1 protein-coding gene (running past one end of the window) is annotated in these 9,031 nt (G+C 73.4%); it reads right to left on the bottom strand.

Annotated elements, in window-relative coordinates; all coding sequences use genetic code 11:
- Positions 1–26 precede the first annotated feature (26 nt).
- On the bottom strand, positions 27–9,031 hold the final stretch of the coding sequence (locus tag AB0G17_RS01510; RefSeq protein WP_361374306.1) for an amino acid adenylation domain-containing protein. It continues 12,877 nt past the right edge of the window; the window shows 9,005 of its 21,882 coding nt (coding positions 12,878–21,882); the start codon falls outside the window, past its right edge; the stop codon is at positions 27–29.

Raw genomic sequence — 9,031 nt, 5'->3', positions numbered from 1 at the left:
GGGGATCTTAGTACCTGTTTCCCGGTTCATCGCTCAGTGGCCCCGCTCGCTCCACGGCCGCCGACGAACCCCTTGACCAGACGTTCGAGAGAGGCGTTCAGCACCTCGGGCGCCTCCAGCATCACGAAGTGCCCGACGCCGTCCACGAACTCGACGTCCACGCCGTACTTCGCGGCCGAAGCCGTGTCCGTGGGCATCCACGACGTCGAGTTGACCAGGGTCACGGGCGCCCCGAACCGCTTGGGCAGCCGCTGGAGATACGTCAGCATCTCGCGGAAGGACTCCGAGACGATCGCCTCGCCGACGTGCGCGCGCGTGCGCTCCACCAGGGCGACGAGGTCCGCCCGCCGTGTGTCCAGGAAGAGTTCCTCGGCCCGTACGGGCGCGTCGACGAAGCTCTGCACGAACCGGTCCAGCTGCTTGGCGCTGAGCGGCTGCGGGTCGAAGGAGTGGAGCGTGTCCACGCCGACCATGCCCCGCACCCGGCCCCCGAGGAGCGGCTCGGCCGCCAGCATGACCGGCCCGCCGAGCGAGTGGCCGACCAGGACCACGTGCTCGGCGCCGACCCGGGCGACGACGTCGGCCACGTCCCGCGCGTACGCCTCGACGGTCCAGTGTCGCCGGTCGCGGCCGGAGCCGCCGTGGCCCGCGAGGTCGAGCGTGACGACGGTGTAGCGGTCGGCGAAGTACTGGGCCTGCTCCTCCCAGTACGTCATGTCGCAGCCCAGGCCGTGGATGAGGACCAGGGCCGTGGTGCCGGTGCCGCGCACCCGGTAGGCGATGTCGCCGACGCGGGCACTCTCGTCGCGCGACGCGACGGCGGCCGGAGCCGCCTCGGCGGCGTCGGTGGTGTCCGGCTTGCGCGCGATGATGCCGACGTGCTCCATGTCGGGGCCCGGCGCCCCGTACGAGCCCCGGTCCACCCCGACCGCGCCGAAGTACCCGGCCCGCTCGACCACGAACCCGGCCGCCTCGCACTCCCGCTGGAAGACCTCGGGGTCGAGGGCGTTGATCAGGCTCGGCCCACCGACGACGTGGGCCGCCTCGAAGTGGGCCGCCACGTCCTCGATGTAGCCGGGCCACGGGTCGCCCGCCCGCCTGCGTGCCTCGTAGTCGGCGGCCTTGGAGGCCCAGTAGCCGAAGTAGGGCGAGTCGGTGCTCAGGAAGACCTTGCCGCCCGGCTCCAGCCAGCGGAACATCTTGCGCAGGGTGACCCCGACGCCCTCGGGCGTGAGGAAGTGCATGACGCGGCTGGCGTGCACGGCGGTGAACCGCCCGTCCTCGAAGTCGACGTCCGGCAGCACCCCCTGACGCAGAGTCAGACGAGCGCGGGCGTCGTCGTTGACGCGCTGTTCCAGGATGTCGAGGTGCTTCTTCTCCATGTCGAGAGCGACCACGCGCGCGCCGCGCTCCAGCGCCGCGATGCTGGCGATGCCGTAGGCACAGCCGAGGTCGAGGACCTCGCCGCCGCACTCCCCCGCGTACTCGGCGAACTCCGAGGAGTACGGGATGAGGTGCTCGACCATCACACCGGTCCGGTTGAGGGTCGCCACCATGCCGCCGAAGTCGAGGTTGGCCGCCGACTTCAGGTCCTCCAGGATGTCGTGCTCCCGCGTCACCGGGCGCGCGGGCGCGGGCAACGGGGCCAGCGTCACGGTGTGCGGCCGCGCCTCGACCGGTTCGGCGAGCCGGTGCGGGAAGCCGGCCAGGTCGGCCAGCACTACGGGCTTCGCCGGGGCGGCGGGCTCGGCCGTACCCGAAGCCTGCACGGCGGGTGCAGCCGGAACTCGGTCGGCGGGCCACGCCGGAGACTGGACAGCGGCTTGCTCCGGGGCCGGAGTCGGAGACTGGACAGCGGCTCGCCCCGGTGCCGGAGTCGGAACCTGGGCAGAGGCCCGCTCCGGAGCCGGAGCCGGAGCCGTCTCCGCGACCACCGGTGCCTCCTCCCGCACCCAGTACCGGTTCCGGGCGAACGGGTACGTGGGAAGCCGCAGGCGCGCCGGGCGGCGGGCTGCCGTCTCCGCGTCCGGGGACGGGAGGTCGTGGCCGCGCACATAGCGCTCGGCAAGCGCGAACAGGGCCCGGCGGCGCTCGGCGGCGTCCAGGTCGGCGCCGAGTGCGGTCACCTGCCCGGCGTCCGCCGACCGCGCCGAGAAGTCGCGCGCGACCGTCCCCGCGAAGCACCCCGCCCCGGCCGAGCCGTCGCGCCAGCCGCGCCACAGTGCGGCGGCCTCGTCGAGGGTGTCGGCCACGACGGCGCAGCGGTGCCGGAAGTGGTGGCGGCCGTCGCCGAGCGTGCGGGCCAGGGCGGGCAGGTCGGCGTCGCGCAGCTCGCCGTCGGCGATCAGGTCGAGCAGCCGGTCCACGAGCTGGGCGAGCGCCGCCTCGGTCTTGGCGGAGAGCGGCAGCAGATGCCCCACCGCACCGGACGCGGCGGGGGGTGCCACGGCGCCGGGTACGTACTCCCGTACCACGACGTGCGCGTTCGTCCCGCTCATGCCGAAGGCGCTCACCGCGCCCGTCCTGGGCGCACCCGTTGGCGTCGCCCACTCCTTCGTCGCCTTGTTGACGTAGAAGGGGCTGTCGCTCCAGTCGATGTACTCGTTGTCCTGCTCGCAGTGCAGGCTCGCCGGGATGACGCCGCGGCGCACCGACTCGGACAGGCTCATCAGACCGACCAGGCCGGACGCCGCGAAGGTGTGGCCGAAGTTGGTCTTGGTCGAGGTCAGCGCGCAGAACCCGCGCTCCGCGACGCCCGCGTCCGTACGGAAGGCCGCGCGCAGGGCGTTGACCTCGACCGGGTCGCCGAGCTTGGTCCCGGTGCCGTGGGTGACGATGTGGCCGAGGTCCCTCGGGTCGATGCCGCCGCGCTCGTAGACCGAGGACAGCAGCTCGCGCTGGGACTCTCCGGCGGGCGCGGTGATGCCGTTGGTCCGGCCGTCGTAGTTGAGGCCGCTCGCGGCGATCACGCTGTGCACCGGGTCGCCGTTCGCCTCGGCGGCGGCGAGTGGCCGCAGCACCAGGGCCGTGACCGCCTCGCCGGGCACCATGCCGTCGGCGCGCTGGTCGAAGGTGAAGCACCGGCCCGCCTCGGACAGCATGCCCGCCCGGCTCATCGCGTCCAGCGACTGCGGGGTGAGCACGAAGTTGGCGGCCGCCACCACCGCGATGTCGCACTCCTTCTGCCGCAGACTCAGACAGGCCTGGTGCAGGGCCACCAGGCCCGAGGAGCAGGAGGTGTTGACGGCGAGGACCGGCCCCTTGAGGTCGAGGAAGTACGAGAGCCGGGCGGCCAGGACGCCGTCGTGGTTGGAGGTGACGTTGCCGCCCTCCTTCACCAGGAACTGGTAGTCGCCCTGCTCCACGCCGACGAACACACCGACGCGCTTGCCCTTGAGCTCCTCGGCACCGAGCGCCGCGTCCTCCAGCGCCTTCCAGGACTCCTGGAGGAGGTGGCGCTGGCGCGGGTCGATCGTCCGGGCCTCCTTGGGGGCGATCTCGAAGAAGGCGGCGTCGAACTCGTCCGCCCAGTCGATGCTGCCCATCCACCGGTAGCGCCCGCCGTCCGGTTCCGCCGGGACCGACGCCCCGAACCGCCCGGGCGGGAGCTCGCGGACCATGTCCTTGCCGTCAGCGAGCGCGTCCCAGAACTCGGCCACCGAGCGGCAGCCCGGGAAGATCCCGCTCATACCGATGATCGCGACGGGCTCGTCCCCGACGACGGACTCGTCCCCGACGGCGGGCTCGACCGCCACCACGGGCTCGACCGCCGCGACAGGCACGACCGCCCCCACGGGCTCGGCGGCCACCGCCGGAGCCTGCACCGCCATCCGGACGTCCTCTCCGGCCAAGTGCTCCACCAGCCGTTCGATCGACGGGTGGTCGTAAAGGACGGTGGGCAGCAGGCGCACCCCGACGCGGTCGGAGAGCTGGTGTGCGAGCTGGGTGAGGCGGATGGAGTCGAAGCCGAGGTCGACGAAGTTGCTGCGGTCGTCGATCCGGTGCGCCTCCGCCTTGAGAACGTGCTGGACCACGTCCCGTACCGCGTACGTCAGTTCACCGGTCTTCGGCGCCTCGGTGCGCACGGCGGGCACCGGCTGCTCGGGCCGCGCGGCCGGTCGTACCGTACGGGCTACGGTCGCCGACGCCTGCGCGGTGGGCCGCAGCACCATCGGCGCGACGAGGTCGGCCGCCAGCAGGCGCTCGAACGCGTCGAGCCCCGTCGCCGTCTCCAGCGGCCGCCGGCCGCTGGAGCGGAGGTAGGCGTCGATGAACTCCGGGTCGGCGGTCCGCTGCGCGGACGCGCCCATGCCGCCCTCCTCCCACAGGGGCCACTGGATCGCGAGCGTCCGGGGTGTCCGGTGTCGCATAGGCCGCTCGCCCAGAGCGCGCGCGTAGGCCGCCTGGAAGCGGTTGGCCACCGCGTAGTCGCCGCTGCCGAAGTCGCCGAGGACGGCGGCGGTGGAGGAGAAGTGGCAGACGAAGTCGGGGCGTTCGGTGTCCAGGCCGAGGGCGCGCTCCAGGGCGAGCGTGCCGTGCGCCTTCGCGCCGAGCACCGCGTCGATGGACGCGGTGGTCTTCGCCGCCAGGGTGACCGGCTCGGCCGCGCCCGCGAGGTGCAGGACGCCGTCGAAGGCGCGCAGCTCCTCGGGCAGGCTGGCCCGCAGTCCGGCCAGCGCGTTCGGGTCGCTCACATCGGCCCGGCGGCAGACGACCCGGCTGCCGGAGCGCCGTAGTCCCTCGGCCCAGGCCTCGTCGGCCGCGCCGATCTCCGAGCGGCCGAGCAGGACGAGGTGGGCACGGTACTCGCGCGCCAGATACTCGGCCAGGCGGCGGCCGAGGCCGCCGAAGGCGCCGGTCAGCAGATACGTTCCGCCGTCGCGCAGCACGCTCCGGGCGGGCCGAGCCGGGGCCTCGACGCGCTCGACCCGGCAGGTCCGGCGCACGCCGTCCGCCCGGTACAGCACGCTCGCCGGGTCCTCCTGGCGCTGCTCGGCGAAGAGCAGAGCCGCCCAGTGGGACGCGTCGATCGCACCCTCATGCAGGACGACGCGCAGGGCGGTGCCCGGCAGCACCTCGGCGAGCGAGCGCTCGTACCCGATCAGGGCGTCGAGGGTGGCCTGCTCCACGGCGTCGCGGAAGTGCCCGGCCACGAGCAGCTGCGGCACTTCGAGGCGGGCGGCGATCACGGCCCGGATCAACGACGCGACGTCGCGCAGCTCGCGCAGCAGCGACGACTGCTCGCCAGGACCCCCGTCGCGGTGTCCGGCCGGCCAGAGGTAGTGGATCGCGTCGACGCGCCCGTACTCGGCCGCGACCGCCCCGAGCGCCCGCTTCCAGCTGCGCTCGTCGTCGCGGTTCACGGGATACGGGGTCCCGGCGCCGACGAAGACCGGTTCGGCACCGCTCGCGCGCTCGCGCAGGGACCGCTCGTACGCGGCCCGGTCCGCCGCCCCGTCGAGGAAGCACAGGACGACCTGCGCCTCGGACGCGGGGGCGTCGGGGACAGGGGTGGCTGCCGTCGCCACCCAGCGCTCCTCGAAGAAGTGCAGGTCCAACGCGACGTCACTTTCCTTGCGGGACACGTCGGTCGAGATCGATTCCGGCGCCTCGGCCTGCTCGCCGCGCAGCCAGAAGTACTCCTCGGTGAACGGGTATGTGGGCAGGCTGATCCGGCGCGGAGGGTGTGCCTCGTCGGTGTGCGGCCAGTGCGCCTCGCCGCCGTCCACCCACTGCCGGGCGGTCTGTGCCAGGAAGCCGTCGGCGCCGTACACCCGCTGCTGCCCGCCCGAGGCGAAGTCGCCCAGGGCGTCGATGAGTTCACGCACGTCGCGCACCACGAACGCCACCCGCTCGCTCTGCTGGGTGCGGCCCACCTGGAGGGTGAAGGCGACGTCGGCGAGGCGGCGGGCGCTCGGGCCCGTGGCCTCCAGCTCGGCGAGCCGGCGGGCCAGGTCGTCCGCGTACCGGCGCAGGTTCTCCGGCCCGCGCGCCGACAGCGGCACCAGGCGCGGACCGGCGAGGACGGCGTCCTCGGCCCCGCGCGCGGGGGCCTCCTCCAGAACGGCGTGGACGTTGGTGCCGCCGATGCCGAACGAGCTGACGGCCGCGCGCATCGGCTCGGCCGAGGGGGCGTGCTCGACGAGCCGGTCCACCACGTAGAACGGCGAGAGGGCGAAGTCGATCTGCGGGTTGGGCACGCGGTGGTTGACGGTCGGCGGGATCATCCGGTTGCCGACGACCAGGGCCGTCTTGACGAGACCGGCGAGCCCGGCCGCCGCGTCCAGGTGGCCGAGGTTGGACTTGACCGAGCCGATGCCGCAGAAGCCGGTGCGGTCGGTGTGGCGGCGGTAGGCCTCCGATACGGCCATGACCTCGATGGGGTCGCCGAGCCGGGTGCCGGTGCCGTGCGCCTCCAGGTAGCGGATGCTCTCGGGGTGGACTCCGGCGCGGTCCAGGACCGCCGAGACCAGCTCGGCCTGCCCGGCCACGCTCGGCGCGTAGTAACCGGCCTTGCGGTCGCCGTCGTTGTTCATCCCGGCGCCGCGCAGCAGCGCGTAGATGTGGTCGCCGTCGCGGACGGCGGACCCGGCGTCCTTGAGCAGGACCACGACGACGCCCTCGCCGCCGACCATCCCGCTCGCCTCGGCGTCGAACGGCTTGCAGTGGCCGTCGGAGGAGAGGGTCATGCCCTCTTCGAAGAGGTACCCGACGGTGTTCTCGGCGTACATTCCGGCGCCGCCGACCAGCGCGTGGCGGGTCTGGCCGGACTGGATTCCCTGGACCGCGAGGGCCAGCCCGGCCAGCGAGGACGAGCAGTTGCTGTGCACGTACAGGCTCGGGCCGGTCAGGCCCAGCTTGTGCGAGACAGTGGTAGGGATGGTGCCGGGCTGGGCCTGGAGGAAGCTCACCAGCGACTCGGAGTCGCGCCGTGCGTTCCCGGCCGCCAGCGGTGCCTGGTAGAGGGCGTTGCTGGTCGACATGTAGACCGCGCTGTCGGTGATGTCACCGGGCAGCCGTCCGGCGTCCTCGACGGCCTTCCAGGAGTGCTGGAGCAGCAACCGCAGCTGAGGGTCCATCAGCTCCGCGTCACGCGGCGAGACCTGGAAGAAGTCGGCGTCGAACAGGCCCTTGCCGCGCATGCTCGCGCGCACCGGGACGTAGTCGGGGTGCGCGATGAGGCTCTCGTCGACGCCCAGCTCGCGCAGCTCGTCGGTGGAGCAGAGCTCGACGCTCTCCTCGCCCGCGAGCAGGTTGCGCCAGAACGCGTGGTGGTCCTCGGCGCCGGGCAGCCGGCAGGAGATGCCGATGACGGCGACGCTGCCGGTGAGATGGGCGGCGGGGGCCGGTGCGGGCTGCACGCTCTCCGCCTCGGCACGGGCTTGCGTGCCGCCGCTCGCCCGCAGGTGCTCGCTCATCCCCCGCGCGTTGACGCACTTGAAGGTCTCGGCCGCCGTGAAAGGCACTCCGTACCGCTTGGCGGCCCGGTCTGCGAGCACGGCCGCCAGGACCGAGCTGCCGCCCGCGTCCAGGAACGCGTCCGTCGGGCCGAGGTCGTCGACGCCGAGCACCTCGCGCCACAGGCCGAGCACATCGCCCTCGTGCGGCAGCGGGGAGCCGGGAGCCGCCTCGACGGGCCGGGGTATGTCCGCGCGGGTCCCGGCCAGCACCACCGGTCGCTCCTCCAGGGTCTTGCGGTCGACCTTGCCGTTGGGAGTGCACGGCAGCGCGTCGATGGGCAGGAGGAACGACGGGACCATGTACGGCGGGACCTTCCGGGCCAGGTGCCGGGTCAGCTCCTCGGCCGCCACCGGGCCCGCCGCAGGCACGTAGTACGCCACCAGCTGCCTGCTCTCCGCACGCGTACGGGCCACCACGACGCACTCGCGCACGGCCGGGTGACCGGCGAGGACGTGCTCGATCTCGCCGAGCTCGACCCGGAAGCCACGGATCTTCACCTGGGAGTCGATGCGGCCCAGGCACTCGATCCGGCCGTCGCTCAGCCGGCGCGCCAGATCGCCGGTGCGGTAGATGCGGGTGCCGGGCGCGAACGGGTTCTCGGGGAAGCGCTCGGCCGTCAGCTCCGGCTTGTTCAGATAGCCCCTGGCAAGCCCGGCGCCCGCGATGCACAGCTCACCGGGAACACCGGCGGGCGCGAGCCGGCCCAGGCCGTCCAGGATGTGGATCTGGGTGTTGTCGATGGGCGTGCCGATGGTGATGCGGCCGCCCGCCTCGATCCGCCCGGCCGTGGACCAGATGGTCGTCTCGGTCGGCCCGAACAGGTTCCACACCTCGCAGTCGAGCGCGGTCAGGCGCTCGCGCAGGGTCTCGGGCAGCGCCTCGCCGCCGCACAGCACACGGACGCGCTCGTCGTTGGTCCAGCCCGCGTGCAACAGCATCGTCCAGGTCGACGGGGTCGCCTGCATCACCGTGGGCCGCACCGCGCCCAGCAGCGCCTTGAGCCGGCCCGGGTCGCGCGCCGTATCGGCGTCGCAGAGGTGGACGCGTGCCCCGACGACCAGCGGGAGGTAGAGCTCCAGGGCGGCGATGTCGAAGCTGTGGGTGGTCACCGCGAGCAGCCGGTCGTCGGCCCGCAGGCCCGGCCGGTCGGCCATCGAGCAGAGGAAGTTGGTGAGGGCGCCGTGCGGCACCATCACCCCCTTGGGGTCGCCGGTGCTGCCCGAGGTGTAGATGACGTACGCGAGGTCGTCGGCGGTGACGCGGGCGCCGACCGGGCCGCCGGTGGGCCACGGCCGGTCCATCAGGACCGTGCTGGGCACCTCGGCGAGCTCGCGCAGCCGGGCGTGCAGCGCGCTGTGGGTGAGGACGGCCTGGGGGCGGGCGTCGCCGAGGATGTGGGCGAGCCGCTCCTGCGGGTAGTCGGGGTCGAGCGGGATGTAGGCGCCGCCCGCCTTCAGTGTCGCCAGCAGCGCGATCAGCAGCTCGGGCGAGCGCTCCAGGTACACCGCGACCAGGCTGCCGGGTCCGACACCGAGGTCCGCCAGATGGCTCGCGAGACGGCTGGAGCGCT

The organism is Streptomyces sp. NPDC023838 (genome assembly GCF_040639555.1).
Lineage (GTDB): Bacteria > Actinomycetota > Actinomycetes > Streptomycetales > Streptomycetaceae > Streptomyces.
The sequence above is the reverse complement of the archived record's forward strand: the minus strand, read 5'-3'. Positions and strand labels throughout refer to the sequence as shown.